The sequence below is a fragment of the Streptomyces viridochromogenes DSM 40736 genome, assembly GCF_000158955.1.
GTDB classification, from domain to species: domain Bacteria; phylum Actinomycetota; class Actinomycetes; order Streptomycetales; family Streptomycetaceae; genus Streptomyces; species Streptomyces venetus.
In genome coordinates this window covers 2,311,377-2,338,195 of record NZ_GG657757.1, presented here as the reverse complement: position 1 = coordinate 2,338,195, position 26,819 = coordinate 2,311,377, and the positions used below count along the sequence as shown (strand labels likewise).

At 71.3% G+C, this 26,819-nt stretch carries 25 protein-coding genes, 1 pseudogene and 1 riboswitch; of the genes and pseudogenes, 15 read left to right on the top strand and 11 right to left on the bottom strand.

Annotated elements, in window-relative coordinates:
• The first annotated feature begins 1 nt into the window (after nucleotide 1).
• Together SSQG_RS10240 and SSQG_RS10235 are read left to right on the top strand one after the other, a co-directional pair.
• Nucleotides 2–1,144 (top strand): glycosyltransferase family 4 protein, encoded by a 1,143-nt coding sequence (locus SSQG_RS10240; protein WP_039934934.1) that lies wholly within the window; start codon nucleotides 2–4, stop codon nucleotides 1,142–1,144.
• Nucleotides 1,145–1,247: 103 nt separating this feature from the next.
• Nucleotides 1,248–2,834: a GMC oxidoreductase gene (locus SSQG_RS10235; RefSeq protein WP_039932299.1), complete on the top strand. Its 1,587-nt coding sequence runs from the start codon at nucleotides 1,248–1,250 to the stop codon at nucleotides 2,832–2,834.
• A gap of 494 nt (nucleotides 2,835–3,328) precedes the next feature.
• Here SSQG_RS10235 and SSQG_RS10230 read toward each other — a convergent pair whose 3' ends face one another.
• The gene (locus SSQG_RS10230) at nucleotides 3,329–5,125 is read right to left on the bottom strand and encodes an AMP-dependent synthetase/ligase (protein ID WP_003989667.1); all 1,797 of its coding nucleotides are present in this window, start codon (nucleotides 5,123–5,125) and stop codon (nucleotides 3,329–3,331) included.
• Between the two features lie 296 nt (nucleotides 5,126–5,421).
• Between SSQG_RS10230 and SSQG_RS10225 the strand changes: the two genes are divergently transcribed.
• The 6 genes from SSQG_RS10225 to SSQG_RS10200 all read left to right on the top strand — a co-directional run bounded on the left by SSQG_RS10225 (nucleotide 5,422) and on the right by SSQG_RS10200 (nucleotide 10,622).
• Nucleotides 5,422–6,219, top strand: coding sequence for a metallophosphoesterase family protein (locus tag SSQG_RS10225; protein WP_003989666.1), 798 nt, complete (start codon nucleotides 5,422–5,424; stop codon nucleotides 6,217–6,219).
• 135 nt (nucleotides 6,220–6,354) lie between these two features.
• Entirely contained in the window at nucleotides 6,355–6,792 is a 438-nt protein-coding gene (locus SSQG_RS10220) for an SRPBCC family protein (RefSeq protein WP_003989665.1), read from the top strand.
• A 114-nt stretch (nucleotides 6,793–6,906) separates the two neighbouring features.
• Entirely contained in the window at nucleotides 6,907–8,082 is a 1,176-nt protein-coding gene (locus tag SSQG_RS10215) for an ArsA family ATPase (RefSeq protein WP_039932297.1), read from the top strand.
• 68 nt (nucleotides 8,083–8,150) lie between these two features.
• Nucleotides 8,151–8,651 carry a DUF5304 domain-containing protein gene (locus SSQG_RS10210; protein ID WP_003989663.1) on the top strand — a complete coding sequence of 167 codons (501 nt, stop codon included), beginning with the start codon at nucleotides 8,151–8,153 and terminating at the stop codon, nucleotides 8,649–8,651.
• A 144-nt stretch (nucleotides 8,652–8,795) separates the two neighbouring features.
• Nucleotides 8,796–9,749, top strand: a complete 954-nt coding sequence (locus tag SSQG_RS10205; RefSeq protein ID WP_003989662.1) for an ROK family glucokinase — start codon at nucleotides 8,796–8,798, stop codon at nucleotides 9,747–9,749.
• A gap of 111 nt (nucleotides 9,750–9,860) precedes the next feature.
• The gene (locus SSQG_RS10200; RefSeq protein ID WP_003989661.1) at nucleotides 9,861–10,622 is read left to right on the top strand and encodes an endonuclease/exonuclease/phosphatase family protein; all 762 of its coding nucleotides are present in this window, start codon (nucleotides 9,861–9,863) and stop codon (nucleotides 10,620–10,622) included.
• A 66-nt stretch (nucleotides 10,623–10,688) separates the two neighbouring features.
• On the opposite strand, the gene SSQG_RS10195 is transcribed toward SSQG_RS10200, so the two are convergent.
• Nucleotides 10,689–11,300, bottom strand: coding sequence for a hypothetical protein (locus SSQG_RS10195; RefSeq protein ID WP_003989660.1), 612 nt, complete (start codon nucleotides 11,298–11,300; stop codon nucleotides 10,689–10,691).
• Nucleotides 11,293–12,090, bottom strand: a complete 798-nt coding sequence (locus tag SSQG_RS10190; protein WP_003989659.1) for an alpha/beta hydrolase — start codon at nucleotides 12,088–12,090, stop codon at nucleotides 11,293–11,295. Before SSQG_RS10190 ends, SSQG_RS10195 begins: the two co-directional genes overlap by 8 nt.
• 202 nt (nucleotides 12,091–12,292) lie before the next feature.
• Between SSQG_RS10190 and SSQG_RS10185 the strand changes: the two genes are divergently transcribed.
• From SSQG_RS10185 to SSQG_RS10170, 4 genes and pseudogenes are all read left to right on the top strand, one after another.
• Entirely contained in the window at nucleotides 12,293–13,084 is a 792-nt protein-coding gene (locus SSQG_RS10185; protein ID WP_003989658.1) for a lysophospholipid acyltransferase family protein, read from the top strand.
• A gap of 26 nt (nucleotides 13,085–13,110) precedes the next feature.
• Nucleotides 13,111–14,338, top strand: a pseudogene (gene macS / locus SSQG_RS42565) (MacS family sensor histidine kinase).
• Nucleotides 14,335–15,036 carry a response regulator gene (locus SSQG_RS42560; protein WP_039932296.1) on the top strand — a complete coding sequence of 234 codons (702 nt, stop codon included), beginning with the start codon at nucleotides 14,335–14,337 and terminating at the stop codon, nucleotides 15,034–15,036. The pseudogene macS and the gene SSQG_RS42560 overlap by 4 nt, the downstream one beginning before the upstream one ends.
• 53 nt (nucleotides 15,037–15,089) lie before the next feature.
• On the top strand, nucleotides 15,090–16,118 hold the full coding sequence (locus SSQG_RS10170) for a 6-phosphofructokinase (protein WP_003989655.1): 1,029 nt from the start codon (nucleotides 15,090–15,092) through the stop codon (nucleotides 16,116–16,118).
• 94 nt (nucleotides 16,119–16,212) lie between these two features.
• Here the strand turns inward: SSQG_RS10170 and SSQG_RS10165 are convergent, their stop codons facing one another.
• Both SSQG_RS10165 and SSQG_RS43960 read right to left on the bottom strand, forming a co-directional pair.
• Complete coding sequence (locus tag SSQG_RS10165; protein ID WP_039932294.1) at nucleotides 16,213–18,069, bottom strand: anthranilate synthase family protein; 1,857 nt, start codon at nucleotides 18,067–18,069, stop codon at nucleotides 16,213–16,215.
• A 122-nt stretch (nucleotides 18,070–18,191) separates the two neighbouring features.
• Nucleotides 18,192–18,248 (bottom strand): trp operon leader peptide, encoded by a 57-nt coding sequence (locus tag SSQG_RS43960; RefSeq protein ID WP_071528813.1) that lies wholly within the window; start codon nucleotides 18,246–18,248, stop codon nucleotides 18,192–18,194.
• A 96-nt stretch (nucleotides 18,249–18,344) separates the two neighbouring features.
• Between SSQG_RS43960 and SSQG_RS10160 the strand changes: the two genes are divergently transcribed.
• Together SSQG_RS10160 and SSQG_RS10155 are read left to right on the top strand one after the other, a co-directional pair.
• A complete protein-coding gene (locus tag SSQG_RS10160) occupies nucleotides 18,345–19,697 on the top strand; it encodes a class II 3-deoxy-7-phosphoheptulonate synthase (protein WP_003989653.1) in 1,353 nt (450 codons plus the stop codon).
• Between the two features lie 149 nt (nucleotides 19,698–19,846).
• Entirely contained in the window at nucleotides 19,847–20,080 is a 234-nt protein-coding gene (locus SSQG_RS10155; RefSeq protein WP_003989652.1) for a (2Fe-2S)-binding protein, read from the top strand.
• A 6-nt stretch (nucleotides 20,081–20,086) separates the two neighbouring features.
• On the opposite strand, the gene bfr is transcribed toward SSQG_RS10155, so the two are convergent.
• Entirely contained in the window at nucleotides 20,087–20,563 is a 477-nt protein-coding gene (bfr, locus tag SSQG_RS10150) for a bacterioferritin (protein WP_039932292.1), read from the bottom strand.
• A 175-nt stretch (nucleotides 20,564–20,738) separates the two neighbouring features.
• On the opposite strand from bfr, the gene SSQG_RS10145 reads away from it, so the two are divergent.
• Nucleotides 20,739–21,389 carry a sulfite oxidase-like oxidoreductase gene (locus SSQG_RS10145; protein ID WP_003989650.1) on the top strand — a complete coding sequence of 217 codons (651 nt, stop codon included), beginning with the start codon at nucleotides 20,739–20,741 and terminating at the stop codon, nucleotides 21,387–21,389.
• 4 nt (nucleotides 21,390–21,393) lie between these two features.
• Here SSQG_RS10145 and SSQG_RS10140 read toward each other — a convergent pair whose 3' ends face one another.
• The 5 genes from SSQG_RS10140 to thiO all read right to left on the bottom strand — a co-directional run bounded on the left by SSQG_RS10140 (nucleotide 21,394) and on the right by thiO (nucleotide 26,665).
• A complete protein-coding gene (locus tag SSQG_RS10140; protein WP_003989649.1) occupies nucleotides 21,394–22,272 on the bottom strand; it encodes a deoxyribonuclease IV in 879 nt (292 codons plus the stop codon).
• Nucleotides 22,273–22,331: 59 nt separating this feature from the next.
• A complete protein-coding gene (gene pknB, locus SSQG_RS10135; protein WP_039932290.1) occupies nucleotides 22,332–24,263 on the bottom strand; it encodes a Stk1 family PASTA domain-containing Ser/Thr kinase in 1,932 nt (643 codons plus the stop codon).
• Between the two features lie 235 nt (nucleotides 24,264–24,498).
• The gene (locus SSQG_RS10130) at nucleotides 24,499–25,296 is read right to left on the bottom strand and encodes a thiazole synthase (RefSeq protein ID WP_003989647.1); all 798 of its coding nucleotides are present in this window, start codon (nucleotides 25,294–25,296) and stop codon (nucleotides 24,499–24,501) included.
• Nucleotides 25,297–25,298: 2 nt separating this feature from the next.
• A complete protein-coding gene (gene thiS, locus SSQG_RS10125; protein WP_003989646.1) occupies nucleotides 25,299–25,499 on the bottom strand; it encodes a sulfur carrier protein ThiS in 201 nt (66 codons plus the stop codon).
• The gene (gene thiO / locus SSQG_RS10120) at nucleotides 25,496–26,665 is read right to left on the bottom strand and encodes a glycine oxidase ThiO (protein WP_003989645.1); all 1,170 of its coding nucleotides are present in this window, start codon (nucleotides 26,663–26,665) and stop codon (nucleotides 25,496–25,498) included. The genes thiS and thiO overlap by 4 nt, the downstream gene beginning before the upstream one ends.
• Nucleotides 26,663–26,774: riboswitch (TPP riboswitch) on the bottom strand. Its footprint overlaps the gene before it by 3 nt.
• Between the last annotated feature and the right edge of the window lie 45 nt (nucleotides 26,775–26,819).

Here is a 26,819-nt window from a genome sequence, read left to right as displayed (position 1 = left end):
CGTGCGCAAGACCCTGATCGTGACGAACGACTTCCCGCCCCGGCCGGGCGGCATCCAGGCGTTTCTGCACAACATGGCGCTGCGGCTGGACCCGCAGCGGCTGGTCGTCTACGCGTCGACCTGGAAGCGGAGCCGGGAGGGCGTCGAGGCGACCGCGGCCTTCGACGCCGAGCAGCCGTTCACCGTCGTACGGGACCGTACGACCATGCTGCTGCCCACGCCGAGGGTCACCCGGCGGGCCGTCGGGCTGCTGCGGGAGCACGGGTGCACGTCGGTGTGGTTCGGGGCGGCGGCGCCGCTCGGCCTCATGGCACCGGCGCTGCGCGACGCGGGCGCCGAGCGGCTGGTGGCCACCACGCACGGGCACGAGGCCGGCTGGGCCCAGCTCCCCGCGGCCCGGCAGCTGCTGCGCCGCATTGGGGACTCCACGGACACGATCACCTACCTCGGCGAGTACACCCGCTCGCGGATCGCCACCGCGCTGACGCCTCAGGCGGCCTCGCGCATGGTGCAGCTGCCGCCGGGCGTGGACGAGAAGACGTTCCACCCCGGGTCGGGCGGTGACGAGGTGCGGGCGCGGCTGGGGCTGACGGACCGCCCGGTGGTGGTGTGCGTGTCCCGGCTGGTACGGCGCAAGGGCCAGGACACCCTGATCCGGGCCATGCCCCGCATCCTGGCCGCCGAGCCGGACGCCGTGCTGCTGATCGTCGGGGGCGGCCCGTACGAGAAGGACCTCCGCAGGCTGGCCGAGGACACGGGCGTCGCGGGCTCCGTCCGCTTCACGGGCCCGGTGCCCTGGTCGGAGCTGCCCGCGCACTACGGCGCCGGTGACGTCTTCGCCATGCCGTGCCGCACCCGCCGGGGCGGCCTCGACGTCGAGGGCCTCGGCATCGTCTACCTGGAGGCGTCGGCGACCGGGCTGCCGGTGGTGGCCGGCGACTCGGGCGGGGCGCCGGACGCGGTCCTGGACGGGGAGACCGGCTGGGTGGTGCGGGGCGGCTCCCCAAAGGACGCGGCCGACCGCGTCGTCACGCTCCTCTCGGACCCCGAACTGCGGCGCCGGATGGGGGAGCGGGGGCGCGAGTGGGTGGAGGAGAAGTGGCGCTGGGACCTGCTGGCGGAGAAGTTGAAAACTTTGCTGTGAGCGGGGTTCCCGCACTCTAGGCGGAACGTGGAAATCCGCACATGCTGCGCGCATGACAGTAAAACTGATGCAGCGTCAGCTGACGAGACGTCAAATACTCGGAATGGTGGCCCTTCAAGGGGCAGCGGCGGCGGGCCTGACCCGTATCGGCCTCCAGGTCGCCTCGGCAGCCGAACCGGCCGCCGTGGACAACGCCCCCGCCATCGTCGTCGGTTCCGGCTACGGCGGCGCCGTCGCCGCCCTCCGCCTCGGCCAGGCCGGTATCCGCACCCTCGTCCTGGAGATGGGCCGCCTCTGGAACACCCCCGGCCCCGACGGCAAGGTGTTCTGTTCCACCCGTACCCCGGACCAGCGCTCCATGTGGTTCCGCACCCGCACCGAGGCCCCGCTCGCCACCTTCCTCTGGCTCGACCTGGTCAACCAGGACATCAGCTCCTACCCGGGCGTCCTGGACCGTGTGCACTACGACCACATGTCCGTGTACGTCGGCCGGGGCGTCGGCGGCGGCTCCCTGGTCAACGGCGGCATGGCGGTGACCCCGCTCCGGTCCTACTTCGCCGAGCAGTTCCCGACCGTGGACACCGCGGAGATGTACGACACCTACTTCCCGCGCGCCCGCTCCATGCTCGGCGTCAACACCGTCGACCCGGCCTGGTTCGAGTCCACCGAGTGGTACCGCTTCACCCGGATCTCCCGCAAACACGCGGACAACGCCGGGCTGAAGACCACCTTCGTGCCCAACGTCTACGACTTCGGCCACATGGAGCGCGAGGCGGCCGGTACGGCGACCAAGTCGGCTCTCGCGGGCGAGGTCATCTACGGCAACAACCAGGGCAAGCGCAGCCTCGACAAGACGTACCTCGCCTCCGCGCTCGGCACCGGGAACGTCACCCTGCACACGATGGAGCGGGTGACGTCGATCAGCAGGGCGGCCGACGGGACATACCTGCTGACCGCCGACCGCATCGACGACACCGGCACCGTCGTCGAGACCAAGGAGTACGCCTGCACCTACCTCTTCCTCGGCGGCGGCAGCATCGGCACGACCGAACTCCTCGTCCGCGCCCGGGAGTCGGGCACACTGCCCCGCCTGGACGCGAGCGTCGGCACCGGCTGGGGCACCAACGGCAACGTGATGCTCGGCCGGGCCAACCACGTGTGGGACACGGTCGGCGCCAACCAGTCGACCATGCCGGTCATGGGCATCGACGACTGGGCCAACACCGCCAACCCCGTCTTCGCCGAGATCGCGCCCCTGCCCATGGGACTCGAACACTGGGTCAGCCTCTATCTGGCGATCACCAAGAACCCTGAGCGGGCGTCCTTCACGTACGACCCGGCGAGCGGCGCCGTGCGGCTCGGGTGGAGCGCCGCGCAGAGTGCCGTGTCGGTGGGCATGGCGAAGAAACTGTTCGACCGGATCAACAAGGCGAACGCCACGATCTACCGCTACGACCTGTTCGGCTCGTCCAACAAGGTCTTCGCCGACGACTTCACCTACCACCCGCTGGGCGGCTGCGTCCTGGGCCGCTCGACGGACGCCTACGGCCGGGTGAAGGGGTACTCACGCCTGTACGTCACCGACGGCTCACTGGTGCCCGGCTCGATCGGCGTCAACCCCTTCGTCACCATCACGGCTCTCGCCGAACGCACGATGGCGCGGGTCCTGGCGGAGGACACGGCGCCCTGACCATGGCCGGACCATGCCTCACATGTACTGGAAGTACCGGTCCAACCAGACCGGCGGAAGATCATCCTCCTCTTCCTCCTCCTCCCCGTCCGCGGACGCGGCCGCCAGCGCCGCCATGGTGGTGCCCTTCGTGGTGTTCGCCGTAGCCCGGCACTCAAAAGGTCCGCGCTGAAGACGCCGACCGGTGCCGCATCGCCGTTCAACGCGGCCTTGCCGGCCTCCGCGCGCCCCTCAATCAGGGTGCCGAAGGGATTCCCGGAGCCGCCGAGGCGGGCGACCGCTCCGGCGCGGACGTCGGAGCGGGTGACTTCACCGGGACCTCGGTCACCGGCCTGGCGATCGGCGCGCCCGGGGAGAACTCCGGTGACGGCACCGTCGTACATCTCGGTGCCGACGGCACGGGCGTCTTCATCGGTCCGGCCGTCGTGGGCACCCCCAGACGCGGGCCTGGGCGCCGTCCTCGCACCGTAGTCGGCGGCGGGACGGCTCTCCCGCTACTTCGCGTAGATCGCCTCGATCTCCTGCGCGTAGTCCTTCACGACCAGGTTCCGCTTCAGCTTCAGTGAGGGGGTCAGGTGGCCCGACTCCTCCGTGAACTGGGAGGACAGAATGCGGAACTTCCGCACCGATTCCGCCTTGGACACCGCGGCGTTGCCGTCGTCGATCGCCGCCTGGATCGCGGCCAGCAGGTCCGGGTCCTCGCACAGCGACGCCGCGGTGGAGCCCGCCGGCTTGCCGTGGTCCGCGCACCAACGGCCCAGGAACTCCTCGTCGATGGTGACCAGCGCGCCCACGAACGGCCGCCCGTCGCCCACCACCATGCACTCCGCGACCAGTGCGTGCGCCCGGATGCGGTCCTCGATCACGGCCGGGGCGACGTTCTTGCCGCCCGCTGTGACGATGATCTCCTTCTTGCGACCGGTGATCCGGAGGTAGCCGTCCTCGTCGAGGGTGCCGATGTCACCGGTGTGGAACCAGCCGTCGGCCAGCGCCTCGGCGGTCGCGCCGGGGTTGTTCCAGTACTCCTTGAACAGGTGCTCGCCGTGCAGCAGCACCTCGCCGTCGTCCGCGATCCGCACGACGGAGCCCGGCAGCGGCTGGCCGACCGTGCCGATCTTCTGGCGGTCCCACGGGTTGAACGCGGTGGCCGCGCAGGACTCGGTCAGGCCGTAGCCCTCCAGGACCGTGAAGCCGATGCCGCGGAAGAAGTGGCCCAGGCGCTCGCCCAGCGGGGCGCCACCGGAGATGGCGTACTCGCCCCGGCCGCCGAGGACCGCGCGGAGCTTGCTGTAGACGAGCTTGTCGAACGCCTTGTGCTTGATCCGAAGGCCGAAGGACGGACCCGACGGGGAGTCCAGCGCCTTGCTGTAGGCGATCGCGGTGTCGGCGGCCTTGTCGAAGATCTTGCCCTTGCCGTCGGCCTGCGCCTTCGCGCGCGCCGAGTTGTAGACCTTCTCGAACACGCGCGGGACGCCGAGGACCAGCGTGGGGCGGAACGATGCCAGCTCGTCGGTGAGGTTCTTGATGTCCGGGACGCAGCCGAGCTTGATCGGCGCCATCATCGGCGCGATCTGCACCAGCCGGCCGAAGACGTGCGCGAGCGGAAGGAAGAGGAGCACCGAGCACTCGCCCGTGCGGAACAGCGGACGCAGCCGCTCCACGATGTTGCCGCACTCGGCGAAGAAACTGCGGTGGGTCAGCACACAGCCCTTGGGGCGGCCGGTCGTGCCCGAGGTGTAGACGATGGTCGCCGGGTCGTCGGCCCGGGCGATCGAGCTGCGCTCCTCGATCGTCTCGTCCGTGACGTCCTGGCCGAGCCGGCTCAGCTCGTCGAGGGCGCCGCCCTCGATCTGCCAGACGTGCTTGAGCGCCGGCAGCCCGTCGCGCACCGACTCGACGGCGGTCGTGTGGGCGTCCGTCTCCACGATGCAGGCGGTGGCGCCCGAGTCGCCGAGTATCCACTGCACCTGCTCCGAGGAACTGGTCTCGTAGACCGGCACGGTCACCGCGCCCGCGCTCCAGATCGCGAAGTCCAGCAGCGTCCACTCGTAACGGGTGCGGGACATCAGGCCCACCCGGTCCCCCGGCTGGACACCGGCGGCGATCAGGCCCTTCGCCGCCGTGTGCACCTCGGCGAGGAAGGCGGTGGCCGTGACGTCCTGCCAGCTGCCGCCGACCTTGCGGGCGATGACGGCGACGTCCGGGTGCTGCGCGGCGTTTCTGCGGACGATGTCGGTCAGGTTTCCGTCCGCAGGGACCTCGTACAAAGCCGGAAGGCTGAACTCGCGCAAGACTGCTGCTCCTCATAGGGCGCCGGCGCCACGACGGTGTGTGCTGCGACGGTGCGGTCCAAGGCTCGGGCAGGTACTCAGACATTCACTTGTTGAAATGCAGAGCACGACTGGACTGCCCGGACGTTACCCGCCGGTATGGCTCTCCGACAGGGGGTCCCGTCGAGATGTTCGCTGCGTCACACAGTTGGGTATTCCTTCGCGCACAGTAGTCCAGGTGCTAAACGACGGGCCAGTAACCGCAGGTAGGGCCGCCACTGTTCACAAGTGTGGCGCTCCGCCTACCCTTGATCGTCATGGCACCCACACCAGCCGGAAACCGCAGGACGCGCGTGCACGTGGTGAGTGACGTGCACGGCAACGCCCGGGACCTGGCCAGGGCCGGCGAGGGCGCCGACGCCCTGATCTGCCTGGGCGACCTCGTCCTCTTCCTCGACTACGCGGACCACTCGCGCGGCATCTTCCCCGACCTGTTCGGCGTCGAGAACGCCGACCGCATCGTCGCGCTGCGCACCGCCCGCCGCTTCGAGGAAGCCCGGGAGCTCGGGGCGCGGCTGTGGGCCGGCGTCGGCGCGGACCGAGCCGCGGTGATCGAGAAAGCGGTGCGCAAGCAGTACGCGGAGCTGTTCGCCGCGTTCCCCACTCCGACGTACGCGACCTACGGCAACGTCGACATGCCACCCCTGTGGCAGGAGTACGCCGGCCCCGGCACCACCGTCCTCGACGGCGAGCGCGTCGAGATCGGCGGCCGGGTCTTCGGCTTCGTCGGCGGCGGCCTGCGGACGCCGATGCGGACGCCGTACGAGATCAGCGACGAGGAGTACGCGGCGAAGATCGAGGCCCTGGGCGAGGTCGACGTGCTGTGCACGCACATCCCGCCCGAGGTCCCGGAGCTGGTCTACGACACCGTCGCGCGCCGCTTCGAACGCGGCAGCCGTGCCCTGCTCGACGCCATCCGCCGCACCCGCCCCCGCTACTCCCTCTTCGGGCACGTGCACCAACCGCTGGTGCCGAGGATGCGGATCGGGGCCACCGAGTGCGTGAACGTGGGGCACTTCGCGGGGACCGGGACGCCCTGGGCACTGGAATGGTGAGGACGCCCCAGGGGACGCCCCAGGGGACGCCCCAGGTCGGGTGAGATCGGTGGGGCCCGTGCGCGGTAGCCTTCACGCTGCACACACGTGCGCACGACGACCTCATACCGGCCCTTATCTGGAGGAGCCACGGCGATGGCGGAACACACCAGCTCGAGCATCACCATCGAGGCGGCCCCGGCCGACGTCATGGCGGTCATCGCCGATTTCGCCCGCTACCCGGACTGGACCGGCGAGGTGAAGGAGGCGGAGGTCCTGAAGACCGACGCGCAGGGCCGCGCCGAGCAGGTCCGTCTCGTCATGGACGCCGGCGCGATCAAGGACGACCAGGTCCTCGGGTACACCTGGACCGGGGAGAACGAGGTGTCCTGGACGCTGGTGAAGTCCCAGATGCTGAGGTCCCTGGACGGCTCGTACATCCTCAAGCCGGCCGGGGCGGGGGGTACGGAGGTCACCTATGTGCTGACGGTCGACGTCAAGATCCCCATGCTCGGGATGATCAAGCGCAAGGCGGAGAAGGTCATCATCGACCGGGCGCTGGCGGGTCTGAAGAAGCGCGTGGAGTCGGCCTAGCCGCCCCAGGGGGCTCCTGCGGGAGCGTCGTGGCTGGTCGCGCCCACGCGGCGGAGCCGCATGTTCAGCACAGCCCCGCGCCCCTTCAGGGCGTCTCGGTTACCGTTCACTCCCATGCGCACCATCCTGATCATGGGCCCCGGCGGCAGCGGTCGTACCACCCTGGCGGCCGCGACCGCCCTGGCCGAAGCGGAGAAGGGCACCGACACCCTCGTTCTCAGCGCCGACCGCACCGACACCCTCGGTGCCGCCCTGGGTGTCGGCACCGGCCCCACCCCGGTCGAAGCCGCCCCGCGCCTCACCGCCTGGCGGCCCGATCCCGCCCGGGACTTCCGGAAGGACCTCGCCGCCCTCCAGGACCGCGCCTCCTCCGCCCTGGACCTCCTCGGCGCCTCCCGCCTCGACCCCGAGGAGCTCACCCCTCTGCCCGGAGCGGAGGAACTCGCCCTGCTGCGGGCCCTGCGTGACGCCGCGCTGGCGGAGCGGCACGACCTCCTCGTCGTCGACCTGCCGCCGCTCCCGCAGGCCCTCGCCCTCCTCGCCCTCCCCGAGGAACTCCGCCGCTACCTGCGCCGTCTGCTCCCGCCGGAACGCCAGGCGGCCCGCGCCCTGCGCCCCGTCCTGGGCCGGCTCGCCGGCGTCCCCATGCCCGCCGAGTGGCTGTACGACACGGCCGCCCGCTGGGACCTGGAACTCGCCGCCGTCGAGGCGGTCGTCGCCGACCGCGACACCGTCGTACGACTGGTCGCCGAGCCCGGTCCGGCCGGTGCCGACGCCCTGCGCACCGCCGGCCAGGGCCTCGCCCTGCGCGGTCTGCGCACCGACGCCGTCGTCGCCAACCGCGTCCTGCCCGAGGCGTCCCCGGACACCTGGCTGGCCGGTCCGGTCGCCCAGCAGCGCAAGGCGCTGGAGGAGTGGCGGGAGTCGTACCCGGTCCGGACCGTCGCCCACCTCGGCCGCGACCCGCGCGGCGCCGACGACCTCACCGCCCTGGAGGCACCCGGCGTCGACCGGGACACCCCCGTCGAGCCGGTCGAGTGGCCCGTGACCGACCGGCTCGGCGAGGACGGCGTGCTCGTCTGGCACATCCCGCTGCCCGGCGCCGTACGCGATGATCTCGACCTCGTCCGCCGCGGCGACGAACTCGTCGTCACGGTGGGGCGGTTCCGCCGCGTCGTCCCGCTGCCCTCCGCGCTGCGCCGCTGCACCGTCGACGGCGCAGCCCTGCGCGAGGGCGAGCTGCGCATTCGCTTCGCCCCCGACCCGAAGCTGTGGCCGCGGACGCGGTGACCGGTCCGTGAACCCGCGGGGCTCGTTCGGGTAACGTCGTAGAGACGAACCGTAGTCAGGAGTCCGTCATGAGCGAAGAGCTCCCCCCGCCGGACGAAGCCCGCGAAGAGGCCGTGGACGAGGTGCGGGCGACCGACGCCGACGCCTGGGCGACCGCGTGCGCCGAGGACCTCCAGGCGGAGAAGGCCCGCCGCCGTACCCAGTACGGCCCGCCCCCGGGCTCCGCGGCCGAGGAACTGAAGAAGCTCGTCGACGCCGTCTCCGACAAGCTGTCCGGGATCCAGTCACCGCTGTTCGGCGCGGTCGCCGGCCCCGCCGCGCAGCAGGCCGTACGGCAGGTCTTCCAGCAGGCGAAGGCCGCCGTGGAACCCGTCATCGAACGCAACCCGGACGTCTTCGACCACCTGGCCGCGGCCGGGAACGAACTGCTGGCCGCCTACCGCTCCGCCGTCGAGTCCCAGGAGCGCCGCTGGACCGGCCGCGACGACCAGGACGACCCGCGGGACCTGGACGAGCGCCGGGACCGGGGCGACGAATCCGGCCCCGGTGAACGCATCGACCTCGACTGAGTCCCCGGCCGGGTCCCCGGCCTCGCGAGAGCGGCGCCCTGCGTGAGCCCGCCGGGCCTGCCCACCGGTCGGACGAGCCGAACCCGGGGGCAGCGCCTCGGGTACCGTTGGCCGTAGCGGGGCTCGACCGAAACTGAGGGATTCATGGGACTCACCATCGGCGTCGACATCGGCGGCACGAAGATCGCGGCCGGCGTGGTCGATGAGGAAGGCAACATCCTCTCGACCCACAAGGTGCCGACCCCGGGCACGCCCGAGGGCATCGTGGACGCCATCGCCTCGGCGGTGGACGGCGCACGCGTCGGTCACGACATCGTCGGCGTGGGCATCGGCGCCGCCGGTTATGTCAACCGGCAGCGCTCCGAGGTCTACTTCGCGCCCAACATCCATTGGCGCAACGAGCCGCTCAAGGAGAAGGTGGAGGCCCGCGTGGGCCTCCCGGTGGTTGTGGAGAACGACGCGAACGCCGCGGCGTGGGGCGAGTACAAGTTCGGCGCCGGCAAGGGCCACCGCAATGTCATCTGCATCACGCTGGGCACCGGCCTCGGCGGCGGCATCATCATCGGCAACAAGCTGCGCCGCGGGCACTTCGGCGTGGCCGCCGAGTTCGGCCACATCCGCATGGTGCCGGACGGCCTGCTGTGCGGCTGCGGCTCGCAGGGCTGCTGGGAGCAGTACGCCTCCGGGCGCGCCCTCGTGCGGTACGCCAAGCAGCGCGCCAACGCCACCCCCGAGAACGCCGAGATCCTGCTCGGCCTCGGCGACGGCTCGCCCGAGGGCGTCGAGGGCAAGCACATCTCCGTGGCCGCCCGCCAGGGCGACCGGGTGGCGGTCGACTCCTACCGCGAACTGGCCCGCTGGGTCGGCGCGGGCCTCGCCGACCTCGCCTCCCTCTTCGACCCCTCCGCCTTCATCGTCGGCGGCGGCCTCTCCGACGAGGGCGAACTGGTCCTGGGCCCGATCCGCAAGTCCTACAAGCGCTGGCTGGTAGGCGGCAACTGGCGCCCGGTGGCGGAGGTCAGAGCGGCGGAACTGGGCAACAAGGCAGGCCTGGTAGGTGCGGCCGACCTGGCCCGCGAACCCGACCCGATCATGTAATCGCCTTTCTTTTTTGTTTTTGGGGGCACGGGGAACCGCGCGATCAGCCACGCACCACCGGCACTCGCGCACCATCCCCGTGCCCCGCCCTTTTGGGCGTAAATTGATCACATGTCGCTGCTCCCCAACTCGCGTACAGAACCCGACGGTTCCGCAGTCATCAGGGTCCTCAGCTACAACATCCGCTCGATGCGCGACGACACCGCCGCCCTGGCCCGCGTCATCAAGGCGTGCGAGCCCGACCTGGTCCTCGTCCAAGAAGCGCCCCGCTTCTTCCGCTGGCGCAAGAAACTCGCCCGCCTGGCCCGCGCGGCCGACCTGGTGATCGTCACCGGCGGCGCCACCACCACCGGACCGGCGATCCTCAGTTCGCTCCGGGCGGGTGTGGAACGCACCGAGGACATCCTCCTGCCCCCCACCCCCGGCCTGCACCGCCGCGGCTTCGCCACCGCCGTCGTCCGGTTCGCCGGCACCCGGCTCGGCGTCCTGAGCTGCCATCTGTCGCTCCAGAAGGACGAGCGCTACGAGCAGGGCGGCATGCTCCTGGACCGGCTCGCCGGCATGGGCGTGGAGCACGCGATCGCCGGCGGTGACCTGAACGAACGCCCCGACGGCCGCACCTTCCGCAGGCTGGCCGGCAGTCTGACCGACTGCCGGGTCGCCGCGCCCTGGGGCGGCGAGCACACCTGGACCCCCTCCGACCCCTACCAGCGCATCGACGCGATCTTCGTGACCGGGGGCATCGAGGTGCTGGGCTGCGGGGTGCCGGTCGGGCACCCCGGGGTGACCGGGACAGACTTGAGGGCGGCCACGGACCATCTGCCGGTCCTTGCCGCCCTCAGAGTGCCGGCAGTCCGCACGACCACCGTCTAGACACCACCGTCTAGACACCACCGTCTAGACACCGCCGTCTAGACACCGCCGTCTAGACACCGCCGTCTAGACGACCGCTCCGCGCCCCGGATCGTCGTCGTCCTCGTCATCCGTCCGCATCCGCACCACCAGCGTCGCGAACCCGCCGAGGAACCCGCCGATCCCCAGCGTCGCCAGCCACCAGGTCATCTCCCAGCCGAGCAGCACGGCCAGCAGGAGCAGCACCGGCCCGCCGAGCACGCCGAGCCAGGCGAACTTCGCGGTGACGTCGGCGGCCGGCAGCGGCGGCGGCTCCGGGGGGACGAAATGACCCTCGTCGTCCTCGTCGAAGTCACCCTCGGCGGGCTCGGGCGCGGAGTAGTCGCGCGGGCCGACGCCGGGGGCGAAGGAGACGGATCCGCCGAGAGGCCCGGCCGGCTTGGCACCGGCCCCCTTGGCCTCCGGCTTCTCCGGCTCAGCGGGCTTCGCGGCGTCACCGGCCGTGTCCACCCGGCCGTCGTTGGTCTCGGACTCCAGCAGCGCCAGGTCCTCGATGGACTTGAACGGCTTGGCGCCCGGCGGGTCCGGCGGCTCCTCGCCGTACCCGGCGACGATCGCCGCCCAGGCGGCCTCCTCGTCGAACGGGACACCCTTCTCGTCCGGCTCGCGGCCCTCGCGGTCGGAGTCGTGCTCAGCCACCTGCGGTCGTCCCTTCCTTGCCGAGACCGGGCTCCTCGCGGAGACCGGACGCGAGCCGGCCGATGAACGCGCTGCTCTCCTCGAAGATCCGGTCCGCGTCATGGTCCAACGTGGCGACGTGGTAGCTCTGTTCCAGCAGGACCTCTTTCACATCGGTCGACGAGATGCGGCTGAGGACACGGGCCGAGTCGGCGGGCGGCACCACATGGTCCTGCGGGCTGCGCAGCAGCAGCACCGGCTGGGTGACCTGCGGAAGCTCGCCGTCCACGATCCGGAAGAACTGGCGCAGGGAGTGCGCCGCGTGCAGCGGAACCCGGTCGTAGCCGAGCTCCCTGCTGTCCGGCTTGGCGATGTCACTGGCGATCCCCTTCGTCGCGGGGACCAAGTGGCGGAGCACCGGGAGGGCGTGCGCGGCCAGGCCGTGCACCTTGTTCGCCGGGTTGACGACCACCACGCCGCTGACGGCGTCGCCGTGCCGCGCGGCCAGCCGCAGGGCCAGGGCGCCGCCCATGGACAGACCGGCCACGAACACCTTCTCGCGGCGCTCGCACAGGGCACGCAGCTCGCGGTCCACCTCCGCGTACCAGTCCTGCCAGCCCGTGATCCGCAGGTCCTCCCAGCGCGTGCCGTGCCCGGGCAGCAGCGGCAGCGAGACGGTCAGACCTTGGTCGGCGAGATGCTCCGCCCAGGGGCGCAGCGACTGCGGTGAACCGGTGAAGCCGTGGCAGAGGAGGACGGCCGCCTCCCCGCCCTCGTGGCGAAACGGCTCGGCTCCGGCAAGGACCGGCACCTTCGGCCTCCTGGTCGTGAGAAGGGACTGACACGATCACCGAATGTCACGGAACGTCATGGAAGGGGTCGCACGTCGTTCGCGGGACCTTCACCGTACGCGACCGCACTGACACCGACCAGGGCCGTCGGCGCCTTTGACGGCGGTCCGGGTTATGGTCTGATCGACACATACAGGAGGCACTCGGTTGTTGTACGGCGCGATGAAGGTCGCTGTTGGGGGGCCGCTGAAGGTCGCCTTCAGGCCCTGGGTGGAAGGCCTGGAGAACGTTCCCGCCGAGGGCCCCGCGATCCTGGCGAGCAATCATCTGTCCTTCTCGGACTCGTTCTTCCTGCCTGCCGTCCTGGACCGCAAGGTCACGTTCATCGCGAAGGCCGAGTACTTCACCACGCCCGGAGTGAAGGGCCGGCTGACGGCCGCCTTCTTCAAGGGCGTCGGCCAGCTGCCCGTGGACCGCTCCGGTGCGCGTGGCGCGGGTGAGGCCGCCATCAAGAGCGGCATCGAGGTGCTGGAGCGCGGCGAGCTGTTCGGCATCTACCCGGAGGGGACGCGCTCGCCCGACGGGCGGCTCTACCGCGGCAAGCCGGGCGGCCTCGCGCGCGTGGCGCTCGCGACGGGCGCGCCCGTCATCCCGGTCGCCATGATCGACACGGAGAAGATCCAGCCGCCCGGGAAGGTGATGCCGAAGCTGATGCGGCCCGGCATCCGGATCGGCAAGCCCCTGGACTTCAGCCGCTACCAGGGCATGGAGCACGACCGGTTCGTGCTGCGCGCCGTGACCGACGAGGTCATGTACGAGATCATGAAGCTCTCCGGCCAGGAGTACGTCGACATGTACGCGACGGCCATGAAGCGGCAGCTCGCGGAGGCGGCGAAGGCGGAGAAGGAAGCCGAGAAGACGGCGAAGGCCGCGCTCGCCCGGGCGGAGAAGGAACAGGCCGCGAAGGAGAAGGCCGAGCAGGACCGGACGGACGAGCGGCGGACCGAGCCCTAGACGGGCCTGCGATCGGGGGGTGGGGCATGGCCAAGCGCGAGCGTGTCATGAGGATGTCGGTCGAGCAGCCGCTGTGGCGTGCGCTGACCGCCTACCGGGTGCTCACGATGCTCTACGCGGTCGGCCTGTTCGCCACCGCCTACGACGAGTTCGCCCGTCCCTGGATCGCCGTCGCCTACTACGCGGTGCTGGGCGGATGGACCCTGGCCACCCTGCCGCGGGTCGCGAGCGCCGTCCGCTGCACCAAGCGGTTCCTCACCGCCGACCTCACCATCGCCGTCACCGGCATCCTGCTCACGCCCGTGGCCGACGCGCACGAGCGGGTGCAGGCGGGCGGTCCGACGCTGCCGTCGATATGGACCGCCGGTTCCGTGCTGGCGTTCGCCCTCAAGGGCGGCTGGCGCTGGGCGGCCCTCGCCTCCAGCCTGGTGGCCGCCGCCAACCTGGTCGAGCGCGGCACCCCGGCCCGCGACACCGTCCACAACGTCATCCTGGTCTGCATCGCCTCCATCGCCATCGGCTACGTCGTCGAGGTCGCCCGCGCCTCCGAGCGCACCCTCGCCCGCGCCCTGGAGATCGAGGCCGCGACGCGGGAGCGGGAGCGCCTCGCCCGGGACATCCACGACAGCGTGCTCCAGGTGCTGGCGATGGTGCAGCGCCGGGGTGCGGTGATCGGCGGGGAGGCGGCCGAGCTGGGCCGGATGGCCGGCGAGCAGGAGGTCGCGCTGCGCACCCTGGTCTCCGGCGGACTGATCCCCGTCTCCAGGGTCTCGGAGGACGCCGCCGAGGGAGCGCTCGTCCGGGCCGTCGACGAGGACCCGGAGCAGAGCGGCCCCGTCGACCTGCGCGCCCTGCTCGCGCCGTACGCCGGGGCCATGGTCAGCCTCGCCGAGCCCGGCGCGCCCGTGCCGCTGACGCCGGTCGCCGCCCGCGAGGTGGCCGCCGCCGTCGGGGCCGCCCTGGACAACGTCCGCAGACACGCCGGAGAACAGGCGCGCGCGTGGATCCTGGTCGAGGACGAGCCGGACGAGGTGATCGTCACCGTGCGGGACGACGGACCCGGCATCCCCGAGGGGCGGCTCGCGCAGGCCGAGGGCGAGGGGCGGCTCGGTGTCGCCCTGTCGATCCGCGGCCGGCTGCGCGAGCTCGGCGGCAGCGCGGAGCTGATCTCGGTGCCGGGGCTGGTTTTTTTTTGTCGAGTTGAAGGTACCGAAGGACGTGACAGAGACACGGGGGAAGGCGGAGCGGCGATGACGGAGACCACGGAGAACCAGCGGGACCCCGTCAAGGACCCGATCAAGGTCATGGTGGTCGACGACCACCCCATGTGGCGCGACGCCGTCGCCCGTGACCTGGCCGAGTCGGGTTTCGAGGTGGTCGCCACCGCGGGCGACGGCGAGCAGGCCGTGCGCCGCGCCAAGGCCGCCGTGCCCGAGGTTCTCGTGCTCGACCTGAACCTGCCCGGCAAGCCCGGCGTCCAGGTCTGCAAGGAGGTCGTCGCCGCCGACCCCGCGCTGCGCGTCCTCGTGCTGTCCGCGAGCGGTGAGCACGCCGACGTCCTGGAGGCGGTGAAGTCCGGCGCGACCGGCTACCTGCTGAAGTCCGCCTCCACCGAGGAGCTCCGGGACGCGGTCCGCAGCACGGCCGTCGGCGACCCGGTCTTCACCCCCGGGCTCGCCGGGCTGGTCCTCGGCGAGTACCGCCGCCTGGCCTCCGAGCCCGCCCCGGCTCCCGACGCCGACGAACCGAAGGCGCCCCGGCTCACCGACCGCGAGACCGAGGTGCTGCGCCTGGTCGCCAAGGGCCTGAGCTACAAGCAGATCGCCGAGCGCCTGGTCATCTCCCACCGCACGGTGCAGAACCACGTCCAGAACACCCTCGGCAAGCTCCAGCTCCACAACCGCGTGGAGCTCGTCAGGTACGCGATCGAGCGCGGCCTCGACGACGAGTGAGGCGCACGTCACACTGACCCTTCGTCAGGCACCTGCGGCGAAGGGACTTTTCCATGCGCGTCGGAGTACTGACCGGAGGCGGCGACTGCCCCGGGCTCAACGCCGTCATCCGGGCCATCGTCCGCAAGGGCGTGCAGGAGTACGGCTACGACTTCACCGGCTTCCGGGACGGCTGGCGCGGTCCCCTGGAGGGCGACACCGTCCGTCTCGACATCCCCGCCGTGCGCGGCATCCTGCCCCGGGGCGGCACCGTCCTCGGCTCGTCGCGGACCAATCCCCTGAAGGTGGAGAACGGCATCCGCCGCATCAAGGACAACCTCGCCCGGCTGGAGGTCGAGGCGCTCATCGCCATCGGCGGCGAGGACACGCTGGGCGTGGCCGCCCGGCTGTCCGACGAGCACGGCGTGCCCTGTGTCGGCGTCCCGAAGACGATCGACAACGACCTGTCCGCCACCGACTACACCTTCGGCTTCGACACCGCGGTCGGCATCGCGACCGAGGCCATCGACCGGCTGCACACCACCGCCGAGTCCCACATGCGGGTCCTGGTCGTCGAGGTGATGGGCCGGCACGCCGGCTGGATCGCCCTGCACTCGGGCCTGGCCGGCGGCGCCAACGTCATCCTCATCCCCGAGCAGCGCTTCGACGTCGAGCAGGTGTGCGCCTGGGTGACCTCCCGCTTCCGGGCGTCGTACGCGCCGATCGTGGTCGTCGCCGAGGGGGCGATGCCGAAGGACGGCGACATGGTCCTCAAGGACCAGACGCTGGACTCCTTCGGGCACGTCCGGCTGTCCGGGGTCGGGGAGTGGCTGGCCAAGGAGATCGAGAAGCGCACGGGCAAGGAGGCCCGCACGACCGTCCTGGGGCACGTCCAGCGCGGCGGCACCCCCAGCGCCTTCGACCGCTGGCTCGCCACCCGCTTCGGCCTGCACGCCATCGACTGCGTCCGCGACGGCGCCTTCGGCACGATGGTCGCCCTGCGCGGCACGGACATCGTCCGCGTCCCCATCGCGGACGCGACGGCCCGCCTGAAGACGGTGGACCCGGCGCTGTACGAGGAGGTCGGGGTGTTCTTCGGCTGACCGGGAGCGGCTGACCGGGCGCGGATGCCCCGGGTGCGGATGCCCCGGGTGCGGCCGTCCGGAGGTGGCAACCCCCGGACGGCCACCCGGTCGGCTACACGGTCGTGTTGCGCAACTGCCCCACCAACTCCCGTATGACCGCTGCGCCGTTCAGCGTCAGGATCGACTCCGGATGGAACTGCACGCCGGCGAACCCGGGCCCGCGCATCGCGTGCACTTCCCCGTTCGCGGCCCGGCTGATCTCCACGCCGTGCGCGGCCAGCTCCTGGTGGGCCTCTTCGTCGCAGCGCGCCACGAAGCTGTTGTAGAAGCCGACGGTCTCCTGCCGCCCGAAGAGGTCGACCGTGGTCTGCTCCCCCTGGTACGGCACGTCCCTCCGGACGATGTCCAGCCCCAGTTCGGCCGCGATCAGCTCGTGCCCGAGGCAGACGCCGAGCACGCCGTGCGGGTGGCTGCGGATGACCTCGGCGGTGAGGTCCCGCAGGATCCGCATCTTGGGGTCGGTGAGATCGGCGGGGTCCCCGGGGCCCGGGCCGAGCACGACCGGCCCCTGGTGCGCGAGCACCACCTCCCGGAGCGCGTCCTCGTCGTACCGCCGGACGGTCACCTCCAGACCGCTCGACCGCAGCACGTGCGCGAGCATCGCCGTGAAGGTGTCCTCGCCGTCGACCACCAGCGCGTGCCCGCTCAGCTCCTCCGACCGCTCCTGCATCCGCAGCCAGAACGGCGCCAGGGACGCCCGGCGCCCGTCGAGGGCGGCCCGCACGCGCGGGTCGTCGGCCAGCCGGGGCCGGTTGGACTCCGCGCGCGGCCTTCCCGGCCGTACGCCCAGGGCCGCCAGGACACCCGCCGCCTTCGCATGCGTCTCCGCGACCTCGCTCTCCGGGTCGGACCCGCGCACCAGCGTGGCGCCGACCGGTACGCGCAGGTGCCCGCCGGAGGAGATGTCGGCGGTGCGGATGAGGATGGGGGAGTCGAGGGTCTGGGCTCCGCCGGAGTCCCGGCCGATCAGGGCCAGCGCACCCGCGTAGTACCCCCGCCCCCCGGCCTCGTGCCGCTCGATGACCCGGCAGGCGTTCTGCACCGGCGAGCCGGTGACGGTCGCCGCGAACATCGTCTCCCTCAGCACGTCCCGCACGTCCAGCGAGGACTTCCCGCGCAGCTCGTACTCGGTGTGCGCGAGGTGTGCCATCTCCTTCAGCCGGGGCCCGACCACGACCCCGCCCATGTCACCGACGGTGCACATCATCTTGAGCTCCTCGTCGACGACCATCGACAGCTCCTCGATCTCCTTGCCGTCGGCGAGGAAGCCGAGCAGGTGCTCGGGGGTGGGCCCGTCCGTGGGGTAGCGGTAGGTGCCGCTGATCGGGTTCATGACGACCGTGCCGCCGGACATCCGCACGTGCACCTCGGGGCTGGCCCCGACCAGGGTCCGGTCGCCGGTGTGCACGACGAACGTCCAGTACGCGCCCCGCTCGCCCTCCAGCAGCCGCCGGAACAGCGCCAGCGCGTCGGCCCGGCCGAACCCGCGGATTTCGCCCTCGTACGTCCGGCGGATCACGAAGTTCGCGCCCTCGCCCCGGCCGATCTCCTCCCGCAGCACGCGGCCGACGGTCTGCGCGTACTCCTCGTCCGGGACGTCGAAGCCGCCGTCCTCGACCCGCACCTCGTGCGCCGGGAGCTGCGCCAGGGCGTCGGCCAGCGGGACGCCGTAGGACTCCTCGGGGGTGAGGGCCACCAGGGGCGTGCCGTCGTCGCGGACGTCGAAGCCGCGCTCGCGGATCTGCCGGAAGGGGACGAGTGCCAGGCTCTCGTCGGGGAGGTCGGAGAGCCGGTCGTACGTCGCGGCCGGGCCGATCAGGACCTCGACCAGCTCGTGGTCGTGGCCCGGCGTGCGGCGGCGCAGCAGGGCGAACGGACGGGGATCGTCCAGCAAGCCGAGCAGGTTCATGGGTCCGTGCTCCTTCTCCGAGGATCCGGGGGATCCGGTGGGATGCAGTGGGAGAGGAACGACCCGGGAAACACCGAAGGCCGCCCCTCGGGCGGCCTTCGCGAAGTCTGTCGTACGCGCAGTCAGTGGGCCGCCGGATGAGCGGTCCACCACCAGTTCTGGGTCGAGTGCGCGAACATGCGACGCACCCTACCCCATGTCCGCAGGGCGTACGCGGTGTCTCAATTGCTGGGCATCGGTCGGGACGCCCTACACGACCCCGTAATGTTGAGGTCGTGACCGTGAACGCTAAGACCAGCGCGAGTGCTGGCAACACCTGGCGAAACCTGCCCGCGGCGCAGCAGCCCGAGTACCCCGACACCGAGGCTCTGCGCGCAGTCGTTGCGGAGCTGGAGTCGTATCCGCCGCTCGTCTTCGCGGGCGAGTGCGACCAGCTGCGCGCCCGGATGGCGGCCGTCGCCAAGGGAGAGGCGTTCCTCCTCCAGGGCGGCGACTGCGCCGAGGCGTTCGACGGGGTGTCCGCCGACCACATCCGCAACAAGCTCAAGACGCTGCTCCAGATGGGCGCCGTACTGACGTACGCCGCGTCCGTGCCGGTCGTGAAGGTCGGCCGGATCGCCGGCCAGTACTCCAAGCCGCGCTCCAAGCCGACCGAGACCCGCGACGGCGTCACGCTGCCGACGTACCGGGGCGACTCCGTCAACGGCTTCGACTTCACCGAAGAGGCCCGTATCCCGGACCCCGAGCGGCTGAAGCGGATGTACCACGCCTCGGCCTCCACGCTGAACCTGGTGCGCGCCTTCACCACCGGCGGCTACGCCGACCTGCGTCAGGTGCACGCCTGGAACCAGGACTTCGTGAAGTCGTCCCCGTCCGGCCAGCGCTACGAGCAGCTCGCCCGCGAGATCGACCAGGCGCTGAACTTCATGCACGCCTGCGGGGCCGACCCGGAGGAGTTCAAGACGGTCGAGTTCTACGCCTCGCACGAGGCGCTGCTGCTCGACTACGAGTCCGCGCTGACCAGGGTCGACTCGCGCACCGGGCAGCTGTACGACGTCTCCGGGCACATGGTGTGGATCGGTGAGCGCACCCGGCAGCTGGACCACGCGCACATCGAGTTCGCCTCGAAGATCCGCAACCCGATCGGCATCAAGCTGGGTCCGACGACGACGGCCGAGGACGCGCTGCAGTACATCGACCGCCTCGACCCGGAGCGTGAGCCGGGCCGGCTGACCTTCATCGTCCGCATGGGCGCAGACAAGGTCCGTGACAAGCTCCCCGAGCTGGTCGAGAAGGTCACCGCATCGGGCGCCACCGTCGCCTGGGTGACCGACCCGATGCACGGCAACACCTTCGAGGCGGCCTCCGGGCACAAGACCCGCCGCTTCGACGACGTGCTCGACGAGGTCAAGGGCTTCTTCGAGGTCCACAAGGCGCTGGGCACGCACCCGGGCGGTATCCACGTGGAGCTGACCGGTGACGACGTCACCGAGTGCGTGGGCGGCGGCGACGAGATCTTCGTCGACGATCTGCACCAGCGCTACGAGACGGCCTGCGACCCGCGGCTCAACCGCAGCCAGTCGCTGGACCTGGCGTTCCTCGTGGCCGAGATGTACCGGGACCAGTAAGAGTCCGCCCGACACCAGGGCATCGACTGGGGCGCGGATCACATACGATCCGCGCCCCTCTCGACTTTTCTGCCTCCCACCCGGCGGGTAAGGTTAGGTTAGCCTCACCGATCAACGGGGACGGCGCCAAGGAACGAACCCGCCGGGAGGTGAACCGCGTGTACATCTGCAGTTGCTTCGGGATCACCGAGCAGCAGGTCAAGCAGCACGCGGACAGCGGCGCCTGCACCCCTCGCCAGATAGCCTCCGCCTGCAAGGCGGGCACGGACTGCGGGTCGTGCGTACGCCGGATCCAGGCACTCCTCGGCAGGGGCTCGTGCCCGCGCCGTGAGCTGGCCGACCGGGGCGAGCCGGTGCTCGCGGAACTGGAAGACGCCGCCTAGACCCGTCTAGCTCGGCTGCTCGATCTGCTGCGCGATGTACAGCGCCTCGCCGAGCTTCTCGATCAGCTCCAGCTGTGTGTCCAGGTAGTCGATGTGGTGCTCCTCGTCCTCGAGGATCGACTCGAAGAGGTTCGCGGACGTGATGTCGCCCTTGGTGCGCATCACCTCGATACCGCGCTTGAGGCGGTCGATCGCCTCGACCTCGACCTGCCGGTCCGCCTGGAACATCTCGGTGACCGTCTGGCCGACCCGTACGTGGAAGAGCCGCTGGTAGTTGGGCAGGCCGTCCAGCATGAGGATGCGCTCGGTGATCTTGTCCGCGTGCTTCATCTCGTCGATGGACTCTTCACGCGTGTACTTGGCGAGCTTGGTCCAGCCGTTGTTGTCCTGGATCCGGTAGTGCAGCCAGTACTGGTTGACCGCCGTCAGCTCGCCGGTCAACTGCTCGTTCAGGAATTCGAGGACCTCGGGGTCGCCCTGCATCGCAGAGGCTCCTTCCACGCGGGGGAACTGGCAGGTTGCGCCGCATGATTCCACCGGCGGAGAAGATCGTCCAGTAAGTCTTCACTTAGTAAGTAAGGGCATGCTTAGTTCTAGTTGTCCCGATTTGATGTCGACCCTGTCAGGGGCATCACCCGGGGTCTGTCAGGATGGAGTCATGGGTCAGCCGGTGGGACGCGAATCGGGAGAAGGGCACGATTCAGCAGGAGCGACGCAGCCCGGGCTGCCGCCGGGACAGCGGTTGCAACGCGGCTGGCCGGTCACGCACTACGGACCCGTCCCCAAGTTCCGGCCCGAGCGCTGGGAGTTCCGGGTCTTCGGCGCCACCGCCGGCGGCGGCAAGCACTGCTGGACCCACGAGGAGTTCACGGCCCTGCCGTACACCACCGTCGTGGCCGATCTGCACTGCGTCACGAAGTTCAGCATGCTGGGCGCCGAATGGGGCGGCATCCCGGCCCGCACGATCCTCGACCTCGCCCCGCCCGCCGACGACGTCACCCATGTGATGGTGTGGGCCGAGTACGGATTCAGCTCCAACCTCCGGCTGTCCGACTTCGCCTCCGAGCAGGTCCTGTTCGCCACCCACAAGGACGGCGAGCTGCTCACCGCCGAGCACGGCTTCCCGCTGCGCCTGATCGTGCCCCACCTCTATGCCTGGAAGGGCCCCAAGTGGGTGCGCGGCGTGGAGTACATGACCGCCGACCGGCGCGGCTTCTGGGAGGAGCGCGGCTACCACAACATCGGCGACCCGTGGCAGGAGCAGCGCTACTCGTACCAGGAGGAGGCCGGGGACGGCCCCGGCCTCTGAGCCGTCAGCCGTCGCGCAGCTTCTTCAGCCGCTCCACGTCCGCCGCGTGCCCCTCCTTGCCGCCCGGTGTCTCGATCACCAGCGGCACGCCCTCGGTCGCGGGATGCGTCATCAGCGCCCGGAACGGGTCCTCGCCGATGTGGCCCACCCCGATGTTCTCGTGCCGGTCCTTGTGGGTGCCCGCCACGTCCTTGGAATCGTTGGCGTGGATCAGCTTCAGACGGCCCTCGCCGACCGTGTCCACCAGCAGGTCCAGCGTCTGGTGCATACCGGTGGGGCCGGTCAGGTCGTGCCCGGCGGCGAAGACATGGCAGGTGTCCAGGCACACGCCGAGCATCGGGTGGGAGTCCAGCGCCTCGAAGTACGGGCCGAAGTCCCACGTCCGTGAGCACAGGGAGGCGCCCTGGCCGGCGGTCGACTCCAGCAGCAGGTACGGGTCGTCGTCGTGGGTCAGCTCGTCGAGCAGCGGCAGCAGGTGCTCCCGTACCTGCTTCAGCGCCACGGACCGCTCCCGGCCGCCGGTCGCGCTGCCGGTGTGCACGACCACGCCCAGCGCCCCGATCTCCCGGCCCCGCCGCAGCGAGTGCCGCAGCGACTCCACCGACCGCTCCACGGTCGCCTCGGTGTGCGAGCCGAAGTTGATCAGGTAGGGGGCGTGCACGTACGCCGGGATCGACTCGGCCTCGCACGCCGCCCGGAACGCCTCGTCCTGCTTGGGGTTCCCGGGCGGGGTGGCCCAGCCGCGCGGGTTGGCGACGAAGACCTGGACCGTCTCGGCCTTCAGGTCACGGGCGTAGGACAGGCCGACGGAGTGGAGCCCGCCGGCCACGGGAACGTGGCCGCCCACCGGGTTGCGGGAGGGGCCGGACAGCTGATTGTTCACCCGTTCAGGGTGTCATGCGTCCGGCCCCGCTCCGTCCACGGGCTCCCTGCCGGCCGTCCTCACCTGATCTTGATGGTGATCGTCGAGCCCTTGGGCGCGGTCTGGCCGCCCTCGACGGACTGGCTCTTGACCTCGTCGCCGAACAGGCCGAGCAGACCGCGGTCCTCGTCGACCTGGAACCCGGCGCCCTCCAGCGTCCGCGTGGCGTCCTCGACGCTGTCGCCGACCACGTCCGGTACCTCGATCATCTCGGGGCCCTTGGACACCGTCAGCGTCACGGTGTCGCCCTCGGCCGCCCGGCCGCCGGGGTTCGGGCTCTGCTTGACGATCTGCCCCTTGTCGAACTCGGAGGAGTTGACCTGCTCGGCGGCGACCTTCACCTTCAGACCGGCGCCCTCCAGCTCGGAACGCGCGTCGGCCAGGTCCGCACCGGTGACATCCGGGATGTCGATCGGACTGCCCTTGCTGACGACGAGCGCGACGGCCGTACCCGCGCGCACCTTCGTGCCGTCGGCCGGCCGCGCGGAGATCACCGAGCCCTTCGGCACGTCCTCGCTGAACTCCCGGGTGACCATGCCCGGCTCGAGACCGTCGTCCTTCAGCAGGGACCGCGCCTCGTCCAGCTTCTGGCCGGCGAGGGCGGGCACCCGCACGTTCCGGGGGCCGTCGGAGATGGTGAGGGACACGGAGTCGTTGCCCCGGATGCGGGTCCCGGTCTTCGGGTCGCTGCTGATGACGGTGCCGCGGTCGACGGTGTCGCTGTAGGCGTGCTCCACCTTGCCGAGGTCCAGCCCGGCGTCCTCCAGCCGGTCCTCGGCCTGGGCCTGGGTCTTCGCCAGCAGCGGGGGCACCTCGGTGAACTGGCCCGAGTTGATGTACCAGACACCGGCGCCGAGGCCCAGCACGAGCAGGACGGCGACGACGATCGCCAACGGGCCGCGCCGGGGCCCCGAGCGACGCCGGGGCGGCGGGGGCGGCGGGGACTGGAAACGGCTGGTGCGGTGGTCCGCCGCCTCGCCCTCCTCGTCCTCGTTGACGGGCAGCGGGCGCAGCGTGGTGAGCGCGCGCGGGATCACGCTCGTACGGTCGTCGGCGTTGTCGTGGTCCGCCGTGAGCGCCTGCGGCGGCACGACGTCCAGCTGCTCCGCGGTCAGCCGGCCGCGCCCGTCACGGACCTGCGCCAGCAGCGCCACCGCGTCGTGCGGGCGGATCTCCGGGGCGCGGGCGGTCGCCGAGGCCACCATCTCGTCCAGCTCGTACGCCAGACCGGGCACGGCGGCCGAGGGCGGCGGGACGTCCTCGTGCAGGTGCTTGTAGAGGATCACGGCGGGCGAGTCCCCGTCGTGCGGCTTGTCGCCGGTCAGCATCTCGTACAGCATCACGCCGCACGCGTACACGTCGACGCGGGGGTCCGCGGTGCCGTTCTCTATCTGCTCCGGCGCGAGGTACGAGACCGTGCCGAGGACGGTGCCGGTGGTGTTCGTCACGGTGTCGACGGCCCGCACCAGGCCGAAGTCGGCGACCTTGACCCGGCCGTCGTCCCCTATCAAAACGTTCTCGGGCTTCATGTCGCGGTGCACGAACCCGGCGCGGTGCGCGGCGCCCAGCGCGGCCAGCACCGGCTCCAGGATGTCCAGGGCCGCACGCGGCTGCAGGGCCCCGCGCTCGCGCAGCACGTCCCGCAGGGTGCAGCCCGCGACGTACTCCATCGCCAGGTAGACGTACGAGCCGTCGTTGCCCTGGTCGAAGACCTGCACCACGTTCGGGTGGGCCAGCCGGGCCACGGACTTCGCCTCGCGGATGAACCGCTCGACGAACGAGGCGTCGACCGCCAGGGACGGGTGCATCACCTTGAGCGCGAGGATCCGGTCGAGCCGGGTGTCCACGGCCCGGTAGACCGTGGCCATCCCGCCGACCGCGATCCGCGCGTCGACGCGATACCGGCCGTCGAGCACCTGCCCGACCAAGGGGTCCTGAAGGGTCGTGTCCACGCAGGCGAGTGTACGAGCCACAACTGACACCCACTCGCCGCGCCCACTTTCGGGTCACGACTGAAGCGGACCTGTGACGTGTGTCCCACCCTGCCTGCGGGCAGTGGTGTCGCTGGGGCGGCACGGGTGGGCGATGGGGGTCCCCCTGCTCGAGCGAAGCCGAGAGCTTGGGGTGGGGGAGGCACCCCGCTACGCCGGGTTGCGGCCCCACCCCCACCCCAGCACAAGCGCCGGGTCACTGAAAAGCAGGCCGCTCCGGATCAAGCACGGCGACGCCCTCCGTCGGCGAAGACGCCTCCGCGAAATGCCGCCGAGGGATACGCCCGGCCCGATAAGCCAGCCGTCCCGCCTCCACCCCGTTCCTCATGGCGGAAGCCATCAGCACCGGCTCCTGCGCCCGCGTCACCGCCGAGGCGAGCATCACACCCGCACACCCCAGCTCCATCGCCAACGCCGCATCCGACGCCGTACCGGCCCCCGCGTCCAGAATCACCGGCACCCCCGCCCGCTCCACGATCAGCTGGAAGTTGTGCGGATTGCGAATCCCCAGCCCGGACCCGATCGGCGACCCCAGCGGCATGATCGCCGCACACCCGACGTCCTCCAGCTTCCGCGCCAGCACCGGATCGTCGTTGGTGTACGGCAGCACCGTGAACCCGTCGTCGACCAGCGTCTCGGCCGCGTCCAGCAGCTCGATCGGATCCGGCAGCAGCGTCCGCTCGTCGGCGATGACCTCCAGCTTGATCAGGTCCGTGCCGAGCGCCTCGCGCGCGAGACGGGCCGTGAGGACGGCCTCTCCGGCCGTGAAGCAGCCCGCGGTGTTGGGCAGCACCCGGATGCCGAGCCGCTCCAGGACGGACAGCACCGAGCCGTGCACGGAAGGGTTCACCCGGCGCATCGCGACGGTCGTCAGCTCCGTCCCGGAGGCGACCAGCGACCGCTCCAGCACGTCGAGGCTGGGCGCGCCGCCCGTACCCATGATCAGGCGGGACGTGAAGGACGTGCCACCGAGGACAAACGGATCGTCGGCCATGGTCAGCCTCCTTGGACGGCGGTGAGGACTTCCACGCGGTCTCCCTCGGCCAGGGGAGTGGACGGCCACTGCGCGCGCGGGACGACGGTCTCGTTGAGGGCGGCGGCCACACCGGAGGGTGACGTGGTGAGCGAGCTCACGACGGTGGCGAGAGCCGTGCCGGGCCGGACGTCCCGGGGCTCTCCGTTGACGGAGATGTTCATGCGGGCTGCTCCGTGAGTGCGGTGACGGTGCTGAAGCGCTTCGGTGTGAAGGGGCGGGCCTCCTCGGGCAGTTCACCCGTCGTCAGGGCGTGCGCCAGGGCGTCGCCGGTGACCGGCGTGAGCAGGACGCCGTTGCGGTAGTGCCCGGTTGCCAGCAGCAGTCCCTCAAGGCCGGTGGGACCGAGCAGTGGCGCGTTGTCGGGGGAGCCGGGCCGCAGCCCGGCCCGGGTCTCGGTGAGCGGCAGCTCGGTGATGCCGGGGACCAGCTCGTGCGCGTCACGCAGCAGCTCGTACACGCCGCCCGCGGTCACGGTGGTGTCCCAGCCCGTTTCCTCACTGGTCGCCCCGACGACCAGCTCGCCGCTCGCGCGCGGCACCAGGTAGACGTGGCTGCCGCGGACGACCGCGCGCACCGTCCGGCTCAGGAACGGCCCGTGCCGCTCGGGCATGGTCAGCCGTACGACCTGCCCCTTCACGGGCCGCACCGGTGGCAGCACGTCCTTGGGCACGCCCGCGAGCCGGCCGCTCAGGCTGCCCCCGGCCAGCACGACCTGACCGGCTCCCAGCTCGGTGCCGTCGGCGGTGACGACGCCCGTGGCCCGGTCCCCGGCGACGGTGAGCCGCTCGGCCAGGACCCGGTGGAAGACCACCCCCGACCGCTCGCACGCGGCGACCAGCGCCCCGGCCAGCCGCCGTGGGTCGATCTGGTGGTCGCCGTCGACCCGCAGCCCGCCGCGCACGCCCGGCGCGAGCATCGGCTCCAGGCGACGGCACTCCCGCCCCGACAGCCACTGCGAGTCCAGGCCCGACTGCTGTTGCAGGGCGTGCAGTTCGCGCAGGTGGGCCCGGTCGTCGGCGTCCAGGGCGACGGCGAGTGTGCCGCACCGGCGGTAGCCGAGGTCGTGGCCGGTCAGCTCGGTGAGCTCGGCCGCGAAGGCCGGATAGCGCCGGGCGGAGGCGAGGTTCAGGCCGAGCAGGGTCTGCTCGCCGTAGTGCAGTTCCGTGACGGCGGCCAGCATCCCGGCGGCGACCTGGGCGGCCCCGCCGCCCGGCTCGGGGTCCACCACGGCCGTGGTGAGGCCCCGCCCCGCGGCCCGCCAGGCCGTGACCAGGCCGATGATCCCGCCCCCGATGACGAGGACGTCTGACGTTCGCGTACGCGACATGGGCGTCCAGCCCCTCCCTTCGCCGGCATGACCCGGATCAGGTTCGTACGGTCGGAGGCCGCCAGCCTCCCTCTCAGCCCGGTGCGTCCGGGCTCCCGCGAGTGCCTTACGTTGGCCACCAACCCTAGCCCGACGCCCAGTGCCGCAGTAAGGG

Bases quoted from the DNA above. Each gene is read 5' to 3' on its own strand.
- SSQG_RS42560 (WP_039932296.1), top strand. From the start codon at position 14,335: ATGACGGAGACCACGGAGAACCAGCGGGACCCCGTCAAGGACCCGATC.
- SSQG_RS10185 (WP_003989658.1), top strand. From the start codon at position 12,293: ATGAAGGTCGCTGTTGGGGGGCCGCTGAAGGTCGCCTTCAGGCCCTGG.
- SSQG_RS10205 (WP_003989662.1), top strand. From the start codon at position 8,796: ATGGGACTCACCATCGGCGTCGACATCGGCGGCACGAAGATCGCGGCC.
- SSQG_RS10130 (WP_003989647.1), bottom strand. From the start codon at position 25,296: ATGGCCGACGATCCGTTTGTCCTCGGTGGCACGTCCTTCACGTCCCGC.
- SSQG_RS10170 (WP_003989655.1), top strand. From the start codon at position 15,090: ATGCGCGTCGGAGTACTGACCGGAGGCGGCGACTGCCCCGGGCTCAAC.
- SSQG_RS10210 (WP_003989663.1), top strand. From the start codon at position 8,151: ATGAGCGAAGAGCTCCCCCCGCCGGACGAAGCCCGCGAAGAGGCCGTG.
- SSQG_RS10225 (WP_003989666.1), top strand. From the start codon at position 5,422: ATGGCACCCACACCAGCCGGAAACCGCAGGACGCGCGTGCACGTGGTG.
- SSQG_RS10200 (WP_003989661.1), top strand. From the start codon at position 9,861: ATGTCGCTGCTCCCCAACTCGCGTACAGAACCCGACGGTTCCGCAGTC.
- SSQG_RS10235 (WP_039932299.1), top strand. From the start codon at position 1,248: ATGGTGGCCCTTCAAGGGGCAGCGGCGGCGGGCCTGACCCGTATCGGC.
- thiS (WP_003989646.1), bottom strand. From the start codon at position 25,499: ATGAACATCTCCGTCAACGGAGAGCCCCGGGACGTCCGGCCCGGCACG.
- SSQG_RS10220 (WP_003989665.1), top strand. From the start codon at position 6,355: ATGGCGGAACACACCAGCTCGAGCATCACCATCGAGGCGGCCCCGGCC.
- SSQG_RS10165 (WP_039932294.1), bottom strand. From the start codon at position 18,069: ATGAACCTGCTCGGCTTGCTGGACGATCCCCGTCCGTTCGCCCTGCTG.
- bfr (WP_039932292.1), bottom strand. From the start codon at position 20,563: ATGCAGGGCGACCCCGAGGTCCTCGAATTCCTGAACGAGCAGTTGACC.
- SSQG_RS10145 (WP_003989650.1), top strand. From the start codon at position 20,739: ATGGGTCAGCCGGTGGGACGCGAATCGGGAGAAGGGCACGATTCAGCA.
- thiO (WP_003989645.1), bottom strand. From the start codon at position 26,665: ATGTCGCGTACGCGAACGTCAGACGTCCTCGTCATCGGGGGCGGGATC.
- SSQG_RS10215 (WP_039932297.1), top strand. From the start codon at position 6,907: ATGCGCACCATCCTGATCATGGGCCCCGGCGGCAGCGGTCGTACCACC.